Origin of the sequence: Pseudoalteromonas sp. PPB1 (assembly GCF_015356275.1) — a bacterium.
In the GTDB taxonomy this organism is placed as follows: Bacteria; Pseudomonadota; Gammaproteobacteria; order Enterobacterales; family Alteromonadaceae; genus Pseudoalteromonas; species Pseudoalteromonas rubra_D.
The window spans coordinates 1-17,013 of sequence record NZ_JACEQV010000002.1 but is presented as its reverse complement, the minus strand read 5'-3'; the positions used below and the strand labels follow the sequence as shown (position 1 = coordinate 17,013).

Sequence of the window (17,013 nt, the reverse complement as noted above, 5' to 3'; positions counted from 1 at the left end):
CGCTACCTAATTTTTGAGTTATACAAAAAACATGTCCTTTGAATCTCTTGCCTTAGCACCTGCCCTGTTAGAAGGGTTACAGGTGCTTGACTTTACTGAGCCAACAGCTATTCAAGCGCAAAGCATTCCCGAGATCCTGGCAGGTCACGATTTGCTGGCGTGTGCGCAGACAGGTACCGGTAAAACAGCCGCATTTATGCTTCCTATCATGACTCAGTTACTCAGCAAGCCGGGCTCAGGTGCTCGTGCCCTGATCCTGGCGCCGACCCGAGAATTGGCTCAGCAAGTAGCGCAGCACGCGAATGCCTATGCCGCTCATTGTGAGCTGAAAACAGTGTGTTTGCATGGTGGAGCAAATATTGGACCTCAGGAAAAAGCACTTCGTGAAGGAGCAGACATAGTGGTCGCCACGCCAGGCCGTTTGCTCGATCATTTAATCAAAGGCACATTGAATTTGTCAGCGGTAGAATACTTAGTGTTCGATGAAGCCGACCGTATGCTGGATATGGGCTTTATGGGTGAAATACGTCGTATTATGCGCAAAATGCCATCTGATCGGCAAACTTTGTTATTTTCTGCTACCGTAGATGAAGCGGTCTTTAATCAGGTAAAAGACTGGTTGAAAGAGCCAAAACGGATTGGCATTGAAGCACAGAATCAGGCTGCCGCAAAGGTCGAGCAGCTCTTTTATGCCGTGGATGAAGAGCGCAAACGGGAGCTGATCGCTCACCTGATCGGCAAACAAAACTGGCATCAGGTGTTGATTTTCACCCGCACAAAGAAACAAGCTGATGACTATGCCAAGGAGCTCAATAAAGACGGTCTTAAAACTGCGGCTATTCATGGTGACAAATCTCAGGGGGCTCGAAACAAGGCACTGGCGCAATTTAAGGACGGTGAAATTCGTGTCTTAGTTGCTACCGATGTCGCGGCACGTGGTATTGATATTCAACAATTGAATTATGTGATTAACGCTGAGTTGCCTTATGTCGCGGAAGATTATGTGCACCGTATTGGCCGTACAGGCCGGGCAGGTGAAGCCGGGACTGCTATTTCTTTGGTGAGTATTGATGAGCAATGGTTACTGGAAGAGATTGAAGTCTTGTTGGATGAACGTCTCACCCCGCAATGGTTGAGTGGCTATGAGCCAGATCTGACTCGCGAGCCTAAAAATGATCGTCAAAATTCGGCTAAATCTCGTCGTCAGCGTGATAAAAAGCGCGTGCTGGGCCAGCGTTCTAAGCGCAGGCGCTAACGCACATAGTGGCTTCTAACAACGAATTGATAGGTCAGGCGATGACGAAAGTACAATGGCACATTCATCAGGGGAGTATTGAAGAGGTACTCTCTGTAGAGCAGCAGATCCCGGAATTTTCTCAGCCCAAGACGCAAGCAGATATCCTTCAGAGATTATCAGGGCGCACTTACCTGGCGTTGATAGCCAGTTGTGAAGGTCAGCCTGTTGCATATAAGCTGGGATATGAGCAGGCCCCACAGCAGTTTTACAGCTGGATTGGGGCCGTCATGCCGGCCTATCGGGGTAGAGGGCTGGCACGAGCGTTATTGCTCGAGCAGGAGCGTTGGTGCCGTGAGCAGGGGTTCAGTCATATTGAAGTAAAAACAATGAACCGCTTTAAAACCATGATGCAGATGCTCGTCAGTCATGATTATCATATTGCGGAACTGACACAGCCAGCAGCGTCGTCGCAGACCTTATTGGATATGCAGATCCGATTTCGCAAGGCGCTTTAACGTGAACGTGCGTCAAAGTACTGATTGACGCCCAGGGCTAAAAAGATAATCGCGCTGCCAAGCCCCAGACTGACTAAATCGGCGGTGCGATTCAAGATCAGGATATTCACCAGGATCCCGGCAGGGATCAGAACATTGTTCATGACTGCCAGTGCTCCTACTGAAACCAGAGTGACGCCTTTATTCCAGATAAAATAACCAAGGGCAGAGGCAATGAGGCCTAAATAAATTAAGATCCCCCATTGTAGCTGCGTCGAAGGGAGTCGGTTCAAATCACCAAAAAGAGCAAAACTTAACGAGGACAGGGCCAGCGCGCCGATAAAGAAAAAGCCAAAGCACTGATGGTGGACTAAGGCATGCTGCTCAGCCAGTCGTTTATATAAAACCTGCCCCAGAGCAAAACACAGATTGGCACCCTGAACTACCATAAAGCCAAGCCAGAAGTCCGGATTCGGTGTTGTCAGACGAATGACGACAGCGCCCAGTGTTGCGATTAATGCGACCAGTAAATAGCGCGCATTAAAGCGCTTTGCGAACAGGTCATTAAGCAAAGTGATGTATACCGGTGTCATCACGGTAAACAGCAGGACTTCCGGTACAGTTAAAAACACAAAGGCATGGTAATAGAAACCATACATAGCACCTATCTGTATTGCACCTATTGTCATTAATCTGAACATCACGGGGCGGGTTGTTTGCTGCCAGCGAATGAATGGCAAGAAAACCAGGGTTGCCAGCATAATACGACTCAGGGCGGCGAACCAAAGGTCAACCGAGCCGGCGAGGTAAACGCCTATCAGGCTGAATGAAAATGCCCATAATAGGGTGACAAAAATCAGATGATGCATATCAGGTCAGTTAAAATGGTGTGCAAGGATAGTCGCGATGATACCTCAGAGTGGCTTGATTTAACTAACAAAATAACAGCTGTATTGAAGAATCAGGCATTGTCATTTGCCGAGCTTTGCTGAGCGGATGAGTAAACATAAACGAGGAAAAACTATTCATCGAAAATGCCGAATAACAAGCGCGTTATAATATGATTTTATTTTATAGCGACCGAGTTACAATTACCTTGTTTTCACATTTATCCCTTCATGATTACCCATGATGTGTGTTAAGGCCGCTTTATGCGGCCTTTTTTTTGTCTGAATTTTCTGCTGTACTGGACCCAAAGCATGAGATTTTGTTGCGGGTCGTCTCTTCTCTTCACTGCCTTTTTCAGCAGGGCAATATAACTCCATAAAAAACAACAAGGGCATCGATGACAAAGACATTGCCAGTAAGGCCACTATATTAAGGAGTAAGCAAATAGGAATGAGGAAAGTAACTCATCGAAAATACCGAGCTAAAGAAACGTTTTAATATGATTTTATTTTATAACGGTCGAGTTACAATGATCTTGTTTTCACATTTATCCCTTCATGATTACCCATGATGTGTGTTAAGGCCGCTTTAATGCGGCCTTTTTTTTGCCTGCGTTTTCTGTTCAGCTGCGCCTAACCTGCCTACCCTTAAGATGATGTTTTTCTGCGGGCAGTGATTCAACTGCCTGCTTCTAACTGTAAAAGGAAAAAGGTATGCGTACAATTCCCTTGCTGATGTCGGTTGTTTTGTCTGTGTTACTGAGCGCTTGTGCGTCTATGGGGCCGGGTGATGCCGTCCAAAAGCGTTCCGAAATTCAGAAGATGAAACGAGATACTTTAACCAAGCTCTATAGTAAAAAGCCGGATGTTCGCGCCCAACTAAGCAATGCGCCCGGATATGCGGTGTTTTCCAATGCGAATCTGAATATTATTTTTGTTGCCGCAGGCACTGGCTATGGTGTCGTAGAAAATAACACCACAGGTCAGTCAACTTACATGAATATGGCCGAAGGTGGTGTCGGACTGGGTCTGGGTGCAAAGGATTATCGTATTGTGATGGTGTTTCATACTCAGGCAGCGATGAAACAATTTGTGGAGTCCGGCTGGACGTTTGGCGGAAATGCCGATGCTGCGGCAAGGGCTGCTGATAAAGGGGCCTCTATTGAAGGCGAAGTCTACTATGGGGATGTAACAGTGTATACATTTACCGAAAGTGGCCTGGCATTGCAGGCGACAGTCAAAGGAACGAAATTCTGGCAAGATAAGGAATTAAACTAATTCCACTTGCCCCTGGCAACGACACTTAGCCGGCCTGTTGGGCCGGCTGAAAAATCTACTTACCATTTGTCACATTTTTGTGCCTGTTTTAATCCACTCCCTTCACGTTACACTCCCGATAAATGACAGCCAAAGGATGCGTTATGATTTTAGTGATTGGAGCAAGTGGGGCGACGGGGAGGCTGGTTGTTGAGCAGCTGATGTTGGCACAGGTGCAAGTCAGAGTCCTTGTCCGGCAAAGCAGTGCACAACTGGAAACGCTCAAAGCTAACCCGCAATTGGATGTCAGGGTAGGCAATATTGCCGAGTTGAGCACCCGGGAACTCGAAGCGTTAGTGGCGGACGTGAAAACGGTTATTTGTTGTCTGGGACATCGGGCAACGTTTCAGGGTATTTATGGCCATCCCCGTCGTCTGGTGCGTGATGCAGTGCAAAGTGTGTGTCAGGCAATTGCAAACAAAGATGGCGGGAGTCCTGTTAAGTTTATCTTAATGAACAGTACTGGGTGCACCTGCGAGTCTTTGCATGAGCGGCCACCTCTGGCACATCGTGTCGTGGTGGCGTTATTACGTTTATGTCTGCCTCCTCATCCTGATAATGAGGCTGCGGCGAAGCTCTTACGTGCCCGCTCCCCCGCAAGGGAGGGGGTTGAGTGGGTCGTGGTTAGGCCAGATTCGTTGACAAATGATGCTCAGGTCACAGCTTATGACGTTCATCCATCTCCAACACGTGACGCCATTTTTGATGCGGGAAAAACAAGCCGGATCAATGTCGCTCATTTTATGTGTCAGTTAGCGCTTGACCCGGCACTGTGGCAGCAATGGCAGGGCTGCTCTCCTGTACTGTATAATCAGGACCAGGGTTAATACTCAACCGTGGTTTTGTAGTCATACCTGAAGCCGATAGAAATGGAGTCGAAGTCATCGCCATTGACGAACGACTTGTTAAGGTACTCAAGGTGAATTCTGAGTACTTTAATAGGGCTCCACTCTAATGTCAGGTTGTAGCCATCAAAGCTACCTGCGGCCGGATCTGAATCCAGGTATCCGTCATCAAAATCAAAGTAGCCTGCTTTCAGTTTGTAGGCTTTGGCCAGTTGGTAAGCAAAGGATAAATCGAAGGTGTGCCCACTGCGGTCAGCACCTGCGGCATCTCTGTTGTAATCTTTATCCTGATAAGCGACGGCGGCATAGAAGCGAGGTGTAAATTGATAGGCCAGCGAGGTAGCCCAGAGGCTGTTATCGCCAAGCTGGACATCATCGGCATAAACGTCGTTTTGCTGGTAGGTGACAGCAGCATGCAAATCGTTAGCATCATAACTCAAACCAACATTGACCAAATCATCTGAGTTACTACCCGACTCGCCATTAAACTGTGCAACTGCAACAAAAGTAAAAGGCCCAGGTGTAAGCCGGTAACTGATCAGATTGTCGACGAAGAAGAGGCTCTCAGGGTCATATGCAAACGGGCTGTTGGCATGATTAAAGATATCAACATACTCGGCAATAAAAAGATATTGTGCCGGCCGTTGCTTACCTATGCCAAAGCGGCCGACAGGGGTGTTCAGTGCGGTGTAGGCCCGCCGGGAGCGACCAAAGTTCCCTTCATTAGCAACGTCAATACTCCACTCTCCATGCAGCTCTGCGCTCCAGTCTTTGTCAAATTCGTGGGTAACCTTGAGTCCGGCATGGGACAGGGCGTCACGCACGTCCCAATTATCCTCACCATTGGTCTCCAGGCGACCGTATGTGGGGCGCATGGTCGCATATACATCCAGTTTGCGCTTTTCTTCAGTCGGCGCAGGTTTAGCTGAATTGGCAGAGGAAGCGGCTTTTGCATCTGCAGCAGCTGCTGTGTTGGTTGTTGATTTAGCGTTTTGTGTTGTTTGAGCGGCGGGAGGGTTTTGCCTTTCAAAGCGGGCCTTGAGTGCTTTGAGCTGAGCTTCGAGCGCTTCGATATCAGCCATAGTGACGGCGCGTTCGGTGTTAGCTTGAGCACAGGTGAGCGGCACACAAAGTGCAATCAGGATGGCTTTAGCCACAGAAGAGATCGCGTTATTCATAGCAAATTACCAAATTTGTTGCGTTAGTTGCGATAACTGGAATTATAGACAACACTTTGGCAAAGGGTGATTTTATTTGGCCTAAATAATATGAAGATTCGCAGCAAGTTCTCTTTGGCATCGGCGTTACTCATCTTTATGATCATTTTGGTGATCAGTACGACAACCTATTGGCTGGTCAATGCCTCTATGAAAAAGAAAACCACTGCATATGTCAGTGATTCCGCACAATTGCTGGCACTGGGTATTGATAATTGGTTGGCAGAAAAAGCAGCTTTAATTCGATTACTGCGCAGTCAGATTGAAGCTGACTATAGCCCTGAGCAGTTTCAAAAGGGGCTCGAATCACCTTATTTTAAAGATGCCTTTTTATTGTCATTTGGTACCTTGAGCACAGAGAGAATATTGCGTTCGAACAATCCCAACAGGCAAAACCCGCCAGATGTGGATTTTAGGGAACGAGGCTGGTATCGCTTGGCCAGAGACAAAGGTAAAACGGTGTTTACCAGCCCTTATACCGACGCAGCAACCGGTGAATTGTTGCTCTCTGTGGTTGCGCCTATTAATTCCGGCGGGCAATTTCGCGGCGCGATTGGGGGCGATCTTAGCTTAGATACCATAGCCAAAAGTGTGAATGCGGTGAACTTTGATGGCACGGGCTATGCGTTTTTAGTCGACAGTAAAGGGATTATTGTCTCTCACCAAAACGCTAAACTGAATGGCAAACCGCTCAGTAGTTTGTCGCCACAACTGAATAAATCAGCTGAAAAGACGCTATTAGAAGTGACGGTTAAAGGGGAAGCCAAGCTGCTCTATTTTTACCCGTTATCGCAGCAGTATGGGACTGATTGGTATTTGGCCGTGTTGCTGGATGAAGCTCTGGTTTTCAGTGATTTAAGAGAGCTTTCAATGAGTACATTGATGTTGGCAGTGGTGGCCATATTGCTCGGAGCCTTTTTGAGTCGGGCTTTGGCAATTCAGTTATTGAGACCGCTGAAAGATCTCAATGATGCAATCACCAATATTGCGTCGGGGAGTGGTGATCTTACTCAGCGAGTGCGAATAAAGCATGAAGATGAATGCGGCAAGGTCGCGCAGGAATTCAATCAATTTCTGGGGTCATTACATAGCCTGGTGACAGATGTGAAGCAACGTGCTGATCTGGTGGTGGCCAGTTGTGACGAAGCGAGTACGCTGGCGAATCAGTCTAGCAGTCAGCTCAATGAACAGGTACAACTGATTGAAGGGCTAGCAACGGCGATGCATGAGATGAGCACGACTTCCAGTGAGATTGCTGGTAGTGCCCAAAATGCTGCGACATCGATCACCTCCGTCAATGAAAGGGCGGCAGAAGGGCAACAGGTATTTCAGAAAACCCGTGGTGAGATCAGCGCACTGGCCGATGAGATAAATATCTCACACGAGATGAGTACACAGCTGGCGGAATACAGTCAGAGCATTGAAAATATTTTGTCTGTTATTAATGGCATTGCCGAGCAAACCAATCTCTTGGCGCTGAATGCCGCCATTGAAGCTGCCCGCGCCGGCGAGCAGGGCCGGGGCTTTGCGGTGGTTGCCGACGAAGTACGATCTTTGGCAACCAAAACACAAGAATCAACCACTGAAATAAAATCAATGATTGAACAGATCCAGGCTTCATCTATTCAGGTCCAAAGTGCAATGGGCAGCAGTCGTGATAAAACGTTGCTGTGTGTGGAGCAGACTGAGCAGGCTACAGGCATGTTGAATGAGATTTCAGAAGCGGTGAAAGACATCATGGACCGCAACATCCAGATAGCAACAGCGATTGAAGAGCAAAGCGTGGTGATTGAGGAAATCAATAAAAATACCTCAAATATCAACGATATTAGTGTCGAAGTGGGGAGCTTTGCCGTTCGCCAGTTTGAGTCAAGTAAAGTGCTGACGCAACATGCCCATGAGCAAGAAGGGTTATTATCGAAATTCACGCTTTAGCTACGCTGCGGCAAGTTGTACACTTGCCGCATAACAAACCGAATTAATGAGCCAGTTTTGGACAATAAGAAAAATATATGGGTGGACGCAGATGCGTGTCCTGTGGTGATCCGTGAAATCTTGTTTCGTGCCGCAGTCAGAACCCAGATCCCAGTGACATTCGTCGCCAATCAATATATTAAAACGCCGCCTTCTCCGCATATCCATAAGCTACAGGTGAGTAGTGGCTTTGATGTGGCTGACAATGAGATTGTGCGCCGTATGTGTGCCGGCGATCTGGTGATCACCAGTGACATACCATTGGCAGCTGAAGCCATTGAAAAAGGCGGGTTGGCACTGAGCACACGTGGAGAAGAGTTCACCAGAGAAAACATTCGATCACGGCTAAATATTCGCGATTTTATGGATACCATGCGTAGTAGTGGCATGGTCAGTGGGGGTCCTCCGCCATTAGGACAAGCTGAAAAACAACAGTTCGCCAACAGCTTAGACCGCTGGCTACAGCAAAATAAAGGTTAATCTCAGGCACCGCGCTATGGTGCCTCTCTTTGTTTAAAAATGACATCCTCTGGATTATAAACAAGCGATACTCGGCAACCTTGATTGCGCGTTGAAAATACCATCGGATAAAAGCCGCTAAGTGACCGGCGTTTGATATCGTATTGCTAATGCCTGTGGGAATACGCAGATGACAGGAACGTTTCTTAACGACTGCGTTTTGTCTGTAATGCTGAATTGGAGAAACCATGATAAGAATAATGACACAAAACGACTTTCAACATTTCTGGCCAACTTTTAAAGAAGTCATTGAACAACAAGAGACTTATGCATTTGACCCGGATATGTCACAACAGCAAGCTTATGCGCTGTGGTGTCAAAAAGTAGACAATGCGTATGTCATGGTCGAAGGGGATGAGATCCTGGGAAGTTATTACCTTAAGGCCAATGCCATGGGCCCCAGCAACCATATTTGCAATTGTGGCTATATGGTTGCCCCTCAGGCAAGGGGTAAAGGCATTGCTCGTACATTGTGTGAACACTCTCAAAGTGAAGCAATTAAGCTGGGATATCGTGCGATGCAGTTTAATTCGGTGGTCGCCAGTAATCAGGTGGCGGTACAGTTATGGCAAAGGTTGGGGTATCAGATTATTGGCACGATTCCAAAGGCTTACCGTCATCCCAGTTTGGGTTTTGTTGACAGTCATATTATGTATAAATGGCTTCAGTAACATTAATAATGTTATTTCATATCAATATGATAGGGTGATTTGAGGCATTGACATCTAAGCCTTGCCAGCATATATTGCTGGCAACTTTATCGACAGTCAGAGGGTAAGTTGCGCTTACTACAGGGTCTGCTCACATTAATAATGGTATTACTGATTGGTTTACAATCGGTGACTGCTGTGATTGATCCCGGCAACTTTCATCAGCCCACCAGGGCACATTTGCAAACCAATCATGTCCATGATGAGTCATACCCGGCCTCACAAAGTGTGATCTTTGACGAGCAGGGTCATGTGATTTCTGACTGTCATCATTGTGGCCATTGCAGCGGTAGCCATACAATCTGGATGTCAGTTCGCTTGTCTCCGATTTCTGGATTGATGAAACCCGACATCCCTTTTTCATCTGCCGATACTCAGGTTCGCCGGCGTATCGAATCTCAGTTTAAACCTCCCATCGCTTAACTCTGTTTCCTCCGAAATTTTTTAGTTTTTGTTATTTTTCCGTTTGACGGATCGCTTCAATGTGCCTGTTTTTATGTCATTCAGGACAATGCGATTGGTCATGTCGATTTTTGCCTGAAACAGACAGGCAGTGGAGTGTGATACGTCACGCGCCACAAATGAAGAGGTTTACACCATCATGAACAAGCGTATTTTAAGTTACGCAGCGGGGCTTTTACTGATATCGCTGAAAGCCAGCGCCATCTCAAGCACAGAACCAGGTCATAATCATGATTCTGATGTTTCTTTCCAGACAGAATTACCCCATCGGCAAAGCGTGCTGCTCAGTCAAGCCCAGCAGTCACAGATCAACCTCAAGCTGATGACACTTCAGGCTCAATATGCGCAAACACCGGTTTATGCGCCGGGCGAGCTTAAAGCAAACCGTTACACCAGTTATATGGTGACGCCGCGGGTTGATTCTGTGGTAGAGCGTCGTCATGCGAGCTTAGGTCAGGTTGTCAGACCCGGGGATAAATTGGTCACATTATTTAGCCAAGATATGGCCCAGGCGCAGGCGAACTATATGATCGCAGCCAGTGAATGGAAGCGAGTTGAACGATTGAGCGATGCGAGCTTGAGCGAAAACCAGAAGCTGGTAGCCAGAGCAAAATATAAAGCGGCGCTGGGTACGTTATTGGCGATGGGTATGACCCACTCTGCCGTTAACCGTTTAGAGACGGGACAAACTCAGTCTTTGGGTACTTATACTCTGTCTGCCCAACGTGAAGGGATTGTGCTGGAGGATGGCTTTGTGCAGGGGCAGCGCTTTGGTTCAGGTGAAGCCATTATGAAACTCGGTGACGAATCGACATTGTGGGTTGAAGTCAGATTGGCCGCTACGCAGCAGCGTTTGATTAATACCGATACACCCGTTGAGATTGAGCACAATCAGCGCAGATACCCGGCAAAGGTGATCCAGCAGGGGCATACATTGGACCCATTAACGCGCACGCGGGTGGTTCGGCTTGAGGTTGATAATCGGGACGATACATTACATGCCGGTATGTTTGTCAGTGCGTACTTTTTGTTTTCGACGGCTCAGCCCGTTTTTGCCGTACCTGAATTAGCGCTGGTGCGCGATGTGGATGGCGGGTGGCAAGTGTTTGTGGAACATGATCAGGGTGAGTACGTTGCCACGCCCGTAAAACGGGTTTCACCGACAAAAGACGGAGTGATTATTGAGCCCATGCCGCTACTGGAGGGGGCAAAGGCGATTCGTTCTGGCACCAAAGTGGTGGCTCAGGGGGCGTTCTTTATTGCGTCTGAAATGGCAAAAAGTGGCTTTGATCCACATAACCACTGAGGGCGAACAGGATGTTAGAGAAAATCATAAATGGTGCAATCGCACACCGTGTTGTGGTGCTGTTTGCAACACTGCTAGTCTTGGTCACGGCAATTTGGCAAGTACCGCGTTTGAATCTTGACGCTTTTCCGGACGTGACCAATATCCAGGTGACAGTGAATACTGAAGCCCCCGGACTCGCGGCACAAGAAGTCGAGCAGCTCATCACGTATCCCATTGAAGCACTTATGTACGCGCTGCCGGATGTTGAGCAGGTGCGTTCTATCTCCAAAACCGGCTTGTCCGGGGTGACGGTTGTCTTTAAAGAAGGGACTGATATCTATTTTGCAAGACAATTGGTGTTTGAACGTCTGCAAACAGCCCGTTCACTGATCCCGGATTCAGTCGGGATGCCGGATATGGGTCCGAATACCTCTGGGCTGGGACAAGTCTACCAATATTTGCTGGTGGCTGATCCCGATTCGGGAGTTGACGAAATGACGCTACGCAGTATTAACGACTGGCTGGTTAAACTCCTGTTGATGCCGATAGAGGGGGTGACTGAAGTGCTGTCATTTGGCGGCCAGGTCAAACAATATCAGGTGGACTTGGACCCTACGCGTTTGCTGGCATACAAATTAACTCAGTCGCAGGTACAGCGTGCCTTATCGGACAATAACCGTAATGCAGGCGGCTGGTATCTTGACCGTGCTCAGGAGCAGCTCGTGATCCGAGGCGTGGGCTGGTTTAGCAGTGGCGCACCGGGCTTAGAGCAAATTCGTCAGGTACCCATTAAGACAATTGATGGCACCGTAGTGAGAGTGGCTGACGTCGCTCAGGTCAAACTTGGCGGTGAGATACGTCAGGGGGCGGTCACTCTGACCTTGCGAGATGCTTCTGGGCAGGCAACCTCTCGGGGAGAGGTTGTCAGTGGTATTGTACTAAAACGGATGGGTGCAAACACGAAAGCGACGATCGACGGGATAAAAAGCAAAGTGGCGCAGATCAATCGGGCGTTGCCACCGGGGGTCGAATTTGTGCCTATTTATGATCAGAGTATGCTGATTGATAAGGCCATCACCACGGTGGCAGAAGCCTTGCTGCTAGCGTTTGTATTTATTGCTGTGGTGCTTTTACTGTTCCTGCTCAACCTGAGGGCCGCTTTACTTGTGATACTCTCTGTGCCCGTTGCCATTATTCTGGCTTTGGGTCTGATGTCTTTGATGGGGATGCCTGCAAATCTAATGTCTCTGGGCGGGCTGGCCGTGGCCATTGGTATGTTGGTCGATGGCTCAGTGGTGATGGTTGAGCGGATCTTACAACAACAGGCAGCCCGGGGGGCTTCGAACACCAGCAATGAATCATTTTCTGAACTGGTTCGTCTGGCTGCGAAAGATGTCGCACGACCTATCTTTTTTGCATCTGCCATTATCTTATTGGTTTTTTTGCCGCTGTTTTCTTTTGAAGGGGTCGAGGCCAAATTGTTCACGCCAATGGCCAGCAGTATTATGCTGGCTGTGGTTTGTGCGGTTGTGATTGCGTTGTTGGTAATACCAGCTTTGGCTTGTTATCTGTTGAATAGCTATAAGCCGATACCGCGTCACGCTGTGTTAGAAAGAGCAGAAGGGGTTTACCGGCAATATTTAGAACTTGCGCAGCGAAACAGCAAAGCGCTACTAGTGGGAGTTTCGGCTCTGTTTGCCATAGCTGTGTATACATTGACACAAATTGGTAGTGAATTTGTCCCTGAACTTGAAGAAGGGACGCTCAACTTGCGCGTAACACTGGCACCATCTGCCAGTCTTGAAACCAGTTTATCCATTGCTCCTAAGCTGGAAGAAACAATACTGGGCTTTGAGGAAGTGACTTATGCACTGAGCCGCATAGGCCGGCCTGAGGTTGGCGGTGATCCTGAGCCGGTGAATAACATTGAGATCTATATCGGGCTTCGACCAGTAGAACAGTGGAAAAATGCCCGCACTCGGGTTGAGTTACAAGGCAAGATTGCGTCGGCATTATCTGTCCACCCTGGCTTATTGCTGAATTTCTCTCAGCCGATAGCAACTCGGGTGGATGAATTGTTGTCAGGCGTTAAAGCCCAGCTGGCAATTAAGTTACTGGGACCTGAGTTGCTGGTACTGATGCAGAAGGGGGAAGAGCTTGAAGGTTTGGTCAAAGCCTTACCCGGTACCACGGATGTCGCATTAGAGCAGCAAAGCGGTGAGGCTCAGCTGGTGATAACGCCTAACCGGGACGCATTATCCCGCGTCGGGCTTTCTGTAAACGATGTTATGGACCTTGTCAGTGGTGGTTTAGGAGGCGATGTAGCCGGGCAAATAGTCAGGGGTAACGAAAGGTATGATATCTACGTCAGGCTGGCGGAATCGTTCAGACGTGATCCGGCGGCAATTGAGGCGTTAATGCTCTTGTCTCCAAGTGGCGCCTGGGTTAGCTTAAATGAGGTGGCAAAGGTAGAGTTTGCTTCTGGTCCGGTACAGATCCGTCGTGATGATGTACAGCGCCGGATCGTTGTACAAGCTAATGTAACTGGCAAAGACATGGGCAGCGTAGTCGCCGATATAAAAGCCAAAATTGACAGCACACTGTCGCTACCACCCGGTTATAGCATTGAATTTGGGGGACAGTTTGAAAGTCAGCAACGTGCACAACAGCGATTGGCCATTGTGATCCCAGGCGCACTGATGCTGATGGCGGTATTGTTAATGCTGACCTTTAGATCGGTTTCGCAGGCGGCGCTTGTCCTGAGCTGTATTCCTTTGGGGGTTATTGGTGGCGTCTTTTCGCTCTATCTGTCCGGGCAGTATCTGTCTGTGCCTGCGTCGGTCGGCTTTATCACCCTGTTTGGTGTTGCTGTACTGAACGCTGTGGTGTTGGTAGAGAGCATTAATCAGCGGATTGCTGCGGGAGTGGAGATAACCAAGGCAATTGAAGAGGGAGCGACTTCGCGGTTGCGTCCGGTATTAATGACTGCGCTTACCTCCGCATTAGGTCTGATCCCGATCCTTTTGTCGACTGGTGTAGGATCTGAGATCCAAAAGCCGCTGGCCAGTGTTGTGATAGGTGGGTTATTTACCTCAACCTTGCTTACTTTGTTTGTGTTGCCCATTCTATTTGAGCGATTCTGTGCACGACGTCTCGCAAAGCGTCGGATTTAGTAAAAAATCGGGAAAGCCGGGCTGTGACCCGGCTTTTGCACATTACCCAGATTTAGCCGTTTTTTTATTGAGCAGGTAAACTGCGCACAGTGCACAGGCACCACCGACAGCCACGCCCAAACTCAGTCGCTCTGCGAAATACCAGGCTGAAAGCCCCATTGCCGTCACCGGGACCACAAAGACAAAAGAGCTGGAACGATTGGGCCCCAGTTTTTGGGTTGCCAGGAAGAACACGCTGGTAGCAATACTGACAACGACAATCGATAAAAAGAGTAAATGGTGCCAGTAATATGCAGGGTATTGTGATGCACTACTAAATGGATCATGCTGGTAGGCAAATAAATAGCTTAATAAAGAGGCCCAGACATACATCAGTGTACTGAAAGTAATGAAATCAGCGTAACGTGTTCCGCGTTGACTGATTAAAGTAAGGAACGCCCAGGTAAGTGAAGCGAGTATAAAGTAGGCATTGCCTGAAGCCAGTATCTGATCCAGATTAAAATGCCATACTTCTATCATTAACAGCCCGCCACCTAAACCGAGTGCGAGTCCAATCCCCTGACGTTTGTTGATCGCCTGACCCAATAAAACGGCACTCAGAATAAAGGTAAATACGGGATTAGAAGTAGTGACCAGCATCCCGCCTTTACCGGGCAGGCCATCCGCCAGGCCCATAAAAAACAGCTGGTTGTAAGCTGCGAGTAAAATACCTGCGGGCAAGGACCAGAGCAAGGCGCGTACGCTGTAATTCAGGTTGAGTAGCTTCAATTTGTGCAATACCCACATGATTGGCAGCATGCTGATGGCTGCAAGGAACAGTCGATAGAACACGGTAACCTGAGCTGGGGCGATATCAGCGATGATTTTTCCTGAGATCCAACTCATTCCCCAAAAAAGCATGGCTGACACGAGCGCCAGGACGATTGGTGCATCATTGGGCTGATCGTTGCAAGTGGTCGTCGACATGGTCTTCCTTTTGTTTAAAGTCATACGGCAGGAGGCGATAGCGTATCAAATTTAACTAATGGTCAGTATATGTATTGCGAACATTCCTCTATATTTCTGAACTGCAAGGTTTTATTTATACACTTTGTAGATTCAGAAAACCTTCAGTTGAGCATTTAACCCCAAAAGATAGGTATGCGATACGGCCGTTATATCGAACGGTAGCATTATTATCATTGAAAGGAGCCAACTATGGTGACATTTATCCGGTTGATTTTAATCTGGAGTGTTTTATTGTCAGCGCACAGCTATGCAAACTTGAATTTGGATCGGCATGCAATAGAGCAAGTAGCTAAAAGTTATTTGATTGCGCAAATCGAAGTGAGGCCAAAATTGATGGCCAAAATAGCCGATGATGAGCTGGTAAAAAGAACCTACTGGAAGGGCAAAACGGATGGGGAATTTGTCATGTCCATGGATAAAGCTGGGTTGGTTAAACTTGCTGCTGAATATAATGTGTCAGGTGACCGTTTCGCAAAGCAGCCAAAGATGGAGGTGAATGTGCTGGACCTTGATGAACGAATAGCCTCAGTAAAGCTAACCACAGATGAATGGGTTGATTATATGCATTTATATAAAAATGCGTCGGGGGAGTGGCAGATCCTGAATGTATTGTGGCAGTTCCATCAAGTTGCAAGGCACCGTAGTGGTGGGTAACGTGCAAGAAGTCAAACTGTAATGGCCCGTAATTGCTTTTATCTGACAGAAATCTATAGTTTGCACATAGATTATTCAGTCAGGGAATGCCGCCGTGATTACCAATGTTGCAGTTACATACGAAAACAAAACATCAAAGCCAATTTTTGCCTTTTTATGTCAAAAAGGAGAGATCAAAGCGCTCACTCTAACGCAGATCTTTCCTGGCTCTACCTACAAGTTGTCTGTCGAATTTGAGGATCTAAATGATCTGGAAGTTGGCTTCGGTGACTCTTGGTCTAACCCTAAACTGGTCATGCCATTGACCGCTGTTACCGGGTGCAGTGAATTTCAGGTTTGTCTCGATGACAATAATATGATGGAAATTGAGCAATCGGGTGTTTCAGTAAAAAAGCACAAGCGCTACTTTTATGATGCGGTTTGCGTATAACTTTAAACAGAGAGTTTGTTTGTCGTTATGGATCACTTTTTAGTGTAATTCCGTCGGCGTTTCTCTGGGGATTAATCGCTTTACAGATTCAACCGGGTTAATAAAGGGGATTATTAATACAGGAGTTTGCTTATTTTGATTCTAATTTGTATTAATTTTAACCGGGTTGGTTTTATTTTGTTCGGTTGGGTGCTTTTTTCACTTTTCCTCAAAAAAAGGGTTGTGCTGGGTTTCGTTTTCCCTATAATGCGCATCCACCGACACGGGGCACAACGCTGAAAAGCAATGAGCCAACGAGTTGGGAGTCAAATAAAACTGGGTTGTTTTGAAAAATAAATCAAACACAGCAAAGTATTGACATAAAATGGGAAGTGATTAGAATGCACAACCCTCAGCGCTAACAGCGCAGCGACATTAAGTCGCACCGTTCTTTAAAAATATGAAGCAATCATCTGTGTGGGCACTCGTACAGATTGAGTTCTAACAGCGGATTTCAGTTTACTGAATGACGCACAAAAATTTAGAGTCTCAATGTTTTTTCCTTAAATGGAAAGTGAGTGACCAACGGAAACAAGTTTACTTGTTTCAGCACAGTCAATTCGATTTCTCTTTATTTATAGAGAGTAATCAAAATCAGAATTCATTGAGCATGGTTTGAAGTTTACTTCAAACAAAAAACTTTTAATTGAAGAGTTTGATCATGGCTCAGATTGAACGCTGGCGGCAGGCCTAACACATGCAAGTCGAGCGGTAACATTTCTAGCTTGCTAGAAGATGACGAGCGGCGGACGGGTGAGT

At 47.4% G+C, this 17,013-nt stretch carries 15 protein-coding genes and 1 rRNA gene; 13 read left to right on the top strand and 3 right to left on the bottom strand.

The window, feature by feature from the left end; translation table 11 throughout:
* Nucleotides 1–31 precede the first annotated feature (31 nt).
* Both IY568_RS02400 and IY568_RS02395 read left to right on the top strand, forming a co-directional pair.
* Nucleotides 32–1,255: a DEAD/DEAH box helicase gene (locus tag IY568_RS02400; protein ID WP_138537489.1), complete on the top strand. Its 1,224-nt coding sequence runs from the start codon at nt 32–34 to the stop codon at nt 1,253–1,255.
* Between the two features lie 41 nt (nt 1,256–1,296).
* Nucleotides 1,297–1,752 (top strand): GNAT family N-acetyltransferase, encoded by a 456-nt coding sequence (locus tag IY568_RS02395; RefSeq protein ID WP_194866691.1) that lies wholly within the window; start codon nt 1,297–1,299, stop codon nt 1,750–1,752.
* Here the strand turns inward: IY568_RS02395 and IY568_RS02390 are convergent.
* On the bottom strand, nt 1,749–2,600 hold the full coding sequence (locus tag IY568_RS02390) for an EamA family transporter (RefSeq protein ID WP_194866690.1): 852 nt from the start codon (nt 2,598–2,600) through the stop codon (nt 1,749–1,751). The two genes, IY568_RS02395 and IY568_RS02390, sit on opposite strands and share 4 nt — an antisense overlap.
* 732 nt (nt 2,601–3,332) lie before the next feature.
* Between IY568_RS02390 and IY568_RS02385 the strand changes: the two genes are divergently transcribed.
* Nucleotides 3,333–3,896 (top strand): YSC84-related protein, encoded by a 564-nt coding sequence (locus IY568_RS02385; protein ID WP_010385986.1) that lies wholly within the window; start codon nt 3,333–3,335, stop codon nt 3,894–3,896.
* 143 nt (nt 3,897–4,039) lie between these two features.
* The gene (locus tag IY568_RS02380; RefSeq protein ID WP_228553094.1) at nt 4,040–4,762 is read left to right on the top strand and encodes an NAD(P)-binding oxidoreductase; all 723 of its coding nucleotides are present in this window, start codon (nt 4,040–4,042) and stop codon (nt 4,760–4,762) included.
* Here the strand turns inward: IY568_RS02380 and IY568_RS02375 are convergent.
* Nucleotides 4,759–5,958 carry a porin gene (locus IY568_RS02375; RefSeq protein WP_125563205.1) on the bottom strand — a complete coding sequence of 400 codons (1,200 nt, stop codon included), beginning with the start codon at nt 5,956–5,958 and terminating at the stop codon, nt 4,759–4,761. The two genes, IY568_RS02380 and IY568_RS02375, sit on opposite strands and share 4 nt — an antisense overlap.
* Nucleotides 5,959–6,048: 90 nt before the next feature.
* Between IY568_RS02375 and IY568_RS02370 the strand changes: the two genes are divergently transcribed.
* From IY568_RS02370 to IY568_RS02345, 6 genes are all read left to right on the top strand, one after another.
* On the top strand, nt 6,049–7,932 hold the full coding sequence (locus IY568_RS02370; protein WP_125563203.1) for a methyl-accepting chemotaxis protein: 1,884 nt from the start codon (nt 6,049–6,051) through the stop codon (nt 7,930–7,932).
* A 57-nt stretch (nt 7,933–7,989) separates the two neighbouring features.
* Nucleotides 7,990–8,451: a YaiI/YqxD family protein gene (locus tag IY568_RS02365; protein WP_228553093.1), complete on the top strand. Its 462-nt coding sequence runs from the start codon at nt 7,990–7,992 to the stop codon at nt 8,449–8,451.
* 227 nt (nt 8,452–8,678) lie between these two features.
* On the top strand, nt 8,679–9,161 hold the full coding sequence (locus IY568_RS02360; protein WP_125563201.1) for a GNAT family N-acetyltransferase: 483 nt from the start codon (nt 8,679–8,681) through the stop codon (nt 9,159–9,161).
* A 108-nt stretch (nt 9,162–9,269) separates the two neighbouring features.
* Entirely contained in the window at nt 9,270–9,623 is a 354-nt protein-coding gene (locus IY568_RS02355) for a hypothetical protein (RefSeq protein ID WP_194866688.1), read from the top strand.
* A 178-nt stretch (nt 9,624–9,801) separates the two neighbouring features.
* Nucleotides 9,802–10,968: an efflux RND transporter periplasmic adaptor subunit gene (locus tag IY568_RS02350; protein ID WP_194866687.1), complete on the top strand. Its 1,167-nt coding sequence runs from the start codon at nt 9,802–9,804 to the stop codon at nt 10,966–10,968.
* An 11-nt stretch (nt 10,969–10,979) separates the two neighbouring features.
* The gene (locus tag IY568_RS02345; protein WP_194866686.1) at nt 10,980–14,123 is read left to right on the top strand and encodes an efflux RND transporter permease subunit; all 3,144 of its coding nucleotides are present in this window, start codon (nt 10,980–10,982) and stop codon (nt 14,121–14,123) included.
* Between the two features lie 42 nt (nt 14,124–14,165).
* Here IY568_RS02345 and IY568_RS02340 read toward each other — a convergent pair whose 3' ends face one another.
* On the bottom strand, nt 14,166–15,089 hold the full coding sequence (locus IY568_RS02340; protein ID WP_194866685.1) for a DMT family transporter: 924 nt from the start codon (nt 15,087–15,089) through the stop codon (nt 14,166–14,168).
* Between the two features lie 231 nt (nt 15,090–15,320).
* On the opposite strand from IY568_RS02340, the gene IY568_RS02335 reads away from it, so the two are divergent.
* From IY568_RS02335 to IY568_RS02325, 3 genes are all read left to right on the top strand, one after another.
* Nucleotides 15,321–15,785 carry a nuclear transport factor 2 family protein gene (locus IY568_RS02335; RefSeq protein ID WP_194866684.1) on the top strand — a complete coding sequence of 155 codons (465 nt, stop codon included), beginning with the start codon at nt 15,321–15,323 and terminating at the stop codon, nt 15,783–15,785.
* A gap of 94 nt (nt 15,786–15,879) precedes the next feature.
* Nucleotides 15,880–16,215, top strand: a complete 336-nt coding sequence (locus IY568_RS02330; protein ID WP_049865791.1) for a hypothetical protein — start codon at nt 15,880–15,882, stop codon at nt 16,213–16,215.
* Nucleotides 16,216–16,897: 682 nt separating this feature from the next.
* Nucleotides 16,898–17,013, top strand: a 16S ribosomal RNA gene (locus tag IY568_RS02325); the annotation flags it as partial.

Bases quoted from the DNA above. Each gene is read 5' to 3' on its own strand.
- IY568_RS02400 (WP_138537489.1), top strand. From the start codon at position 32: ATGTCCTTTGAATCTCTTGCCTTAGCACCTGCCCTGTTAGAAGGGTTA.
- IY568_RS02395 (WP_194866691.1), top strand. From the start codon at position 1,297: ATGACGAAAGTACAATGGCACATTCATCAGGGGAGTATTGAAGAGGTA.
- IY568_RS02390 (WP_194866690.1), bottom strand. From the start codon at position 2,600: ATGCATCATCTGATTTTTGTCACCCTATTATGGGCATTTTCATTCAGC.
- IY568_RS02385 (WP_010385986.1), top strand. From the start codon at position 3,333: ATGCGTACAATTCCCTTGCTGATGTCGGTTGTTTTGTCTGTGTTACTG.
- IY568_RS02380 (WP_228553094.1), top strand. From the start codon at position 4,040: ATGATTTTAGTGATTGGAGCAAGTGGGGCGACGGGGAGGCTGGTTGTT.
- IY568_RS02375 (WP_125563205.1), bottom strand. From the start codon at position 5,958: ATGAATAACGCGATCTCTTCTGTGGCTAAAGCCATCCTGATTGCACTT.
- IY568_RS02370 (WP_125563203.1), top strand. From the start codon at position 6,049: ATGAAGATTCGCAGCAAGTTCTCTTTGGCATCGGCGTTACTCATCTTT.
- IY568_RS02360 (WP_125563201.1), top strand. From the start codon at position 8,679: ATGATAAGAATAATGACACAAAACGACTTTCAACATTTCTGGCCAACT.
- IY568_RS02350 (WP_194866687.1), top strand. From the start codon at position 9,802: ATGAACAAGCGTATTTTAAGTTACGCAGCGGGGCTTTTACTGATATCG.
- IY568_RS02345 (WP_194866686.1), top strand. From the start codon at position 10,980: ATGTTAGAGAAAATCATAAATGGTGCAATCGCACACCGTGTTGTGGTG.
- IY568_RS02340 (WP_194866685.1), bottom strand. From the start codon at position 15,089: ATGTCGACGACCACTTGCAACGATCAGCCCAATGATGCACCAATCGTC.
- IY568_RS02335 (WP_194866684.1), top strand. From the start codon at position 15,321: ATGGTGACATTTATCCGGTTGATTTTAATCTGGAGTGTTTTATTGTCA.